Origin of the sequence: Flavonifractor plautii ATCC 29863 (assembly GCF_000239295.1) — a bacterium.
GTDB classification, from domain to species: domain Bacteria; phylum Bacillota; class Clostridia; order Oscillospirales; family Oscillospiraceae; genus Flavonifractor; species Flavonifractor plautii.
Genome location: NZ_JH417816.1, coordinates 37,648 through 39,249 on the forward strand (window position 1 = coordinate 37,648; position 1,602 = coordinate 39,249).

At 57.9% G+C, this 1,602-nt stretch carries 4 protein-coding genes; all 4 read left to right on the plus strand.

Annotated features, from left to right (window positions below):
• Positions 1–129 precede the first annotated feature (129 nt).
• Positions 130–453, plus strand: a complete 324-nt coding sequence (locus HMPREF0372_RS13455; protein WP_039997557.1) for a hypothetical protein — start codon at positions 130–132, stop codon at positions 451–453.
• A 311-nt stretch (positions 454–764) separates the two neighbouring features.
• A complete protein-coding gene (locus tag HMPREF0372_RS13465) occupies positions 765–1,061 on the plus strand; it encodes a hypothetical protein (protein WP_007493487.1) in 297 nt (98 codons plus the stop codon).
• Positions 1,058–1,306 carry a hypothetical protein gene (locus HMPREF0372_RS13470; protein ID WP_007493489.1) on the plus strand — a complete coding sequence of 83 codons (249 nt, stop codon included), beginning with the start codon at positions 1,058–1,060 and terminating at the stop codon, positions 1,304–1,306. Before HMPREF0372_RS13465 ends, HMPREF0372_RS13470 begins: the two co-directional genes overlap by 4 nt.
• A partial coding sequence (locus tag HMPREF0372_RS13475; RefSeq protein WP_007493491.1) for a hypothetical protein occupies positions 1,299–1,602 on the plus strand: 304 nt, incomplete at its 3' end. The genes HMPREF0372_RS13470 and HMPREF0372_RS13475, both read left to right, overlap by 8 nt.

The window sequence follows — 1,602 nt, forward strand, 5'->3', positions numbered from 1 at the left end:
CTGGAAGCCCGTCACGTCCTCCAGGCTGGACGCTACGGCCCTGAGAGCGGCCTTGCCGGAGGTGGCGGCCCGCTTCACCCGTACCAGCACCGCCCGCCGCTTCTGTGTAGCCTGAGGGAGGTATCTGCTATGCCGCTATTGGAAACCTGTACCGACCATGTGCGAGGCGAAGCGTTCTTTACCATCACCGCCGCCGAGACATGGAGCATCGCAATGGTGAAGCGCCTAAAGGCCAAATATCCCGAGGAAGTGGAAATCAGGATCACCAACCCGGACGGCTCTATGGTGGCCCGGCTTCCCTTCGCCTGGATGCGGATTGTGCCGAAGAAAGCTATAAGCGAGGAACACCGCGCAAAGCTGGCTGACGTGCTTTCCCGTTCGCGTGCTACGGGAGGAAACACGCCAAATTCCGGCGAACAGGCCACACTCCATACAGGGATACCCCAGGCATGAGAAAAGCCCCTTGCATCAACGCCGGTCAAAGCCAGATGCAAGAGGCCCACAACCACCCCGGAGGGGGTCAAGGACATTGTACCACGGCCCCCTCCAGATTTCAAGATGGAGGAGATACCAATGGAGACAATACACACCGGGGCAAGCCATGATGTCAAAGTGTTCTATGGCTACCCCGGAAAGAGTTTTTTTAGCCGCAGTCTGATGACTGGTGAATATACCATCTATATATCCGTGGATTCCACAGATCCGGGAGCTGTTATAGATCTGGCTCTGGAATATATCAGAAGCCACCAAAAGGAGGTGGCGGTATGATTGTATTTCCTGTTACGCCGGAGGCGTTTATCGCCTATCAGGAGCAGCTTGTGGGCCGTGAGCTGTCAGAGAAGGAACAGGGCTTTACAGCCGCCTGGGTGGAGGCTTTCAATTTCTCTTATGAGGACGGATTAAAGCAAGACCGCGCTATTCTGGAGAAAGACCTGGACAAGCTGGATGAAATTATGGCCCGTCATGGGGACGATGCGATAGTACATAAATTTGCCGAGGCATGCCGGGCCTGGATGATTGAAGCTTGGGAACAGGGAGCAGAAAGGAGCATTTCAAAATGACTGACATTATAACCGCGCTGTACCACGCCGCCAGTAGCGAAGAGCCGGACACGATGGACGGCCCCAGCCTGTGCGACTACTACCGGCGCAGGGATGAGACAGAACACACCCGCCGCGCCCTCGTTGATGCTGTGGGCGACGAGGTGGACGTGGACAGCTACGGGGTAGCTATGGAGTGCCAGGGCTTCGTAAACGGCTTCCGGCTGGCCCTGGGGTTGTGTATGGGGGTGTGCTGCTGTGGATAGCCTGCTGGTCATGTTTGAGGCTTGCACCGACAGCCCCGCTTATATGCGCCTGGACAGCGAACAGGAGGCCGCCGCCGCGGTGCTCTCCATCATGGGGGATAACCCGGAGCTGGAGGAGCTGGTCAACGCCCACACCTACACGGCGAAACAGGAGGGGTTCGTCAACGGCTGGGCCTGGGCACAGGCTACAGCGCGGGAGTGCTTGGCCCTTCGGAAATTGCCTGTGCTGGTGGAGAACTACGGCCCTGACCGGAGGTGCGGGACTTGCGGGTGGTTCGTGCAGCACTACCGATATA

Coding starts and splice junctions, on each gene's coding strand:
- HMPREF0372_RS13455 (WP_039997557.1), top strand. CDS start 130: ATGCCGCTATTGGAAACCTGTACCGACCATGTGCGAGGCGAAGCGTTC.
- HMPREF0372_RS13465 (WP_007493487.1), top strand. CDS start 765: ATGATTGTATTTCCTGTTACGCCGGAGGCGTTTATCGCCTATCAGGAG.
- HMPREF0372_RS13470 (WP_007493489.1), top strand. CDS start 1,058: ATGACTGACATTATAACCGCGCTGTACCACGCCGCCAGTAGCGAAGAG.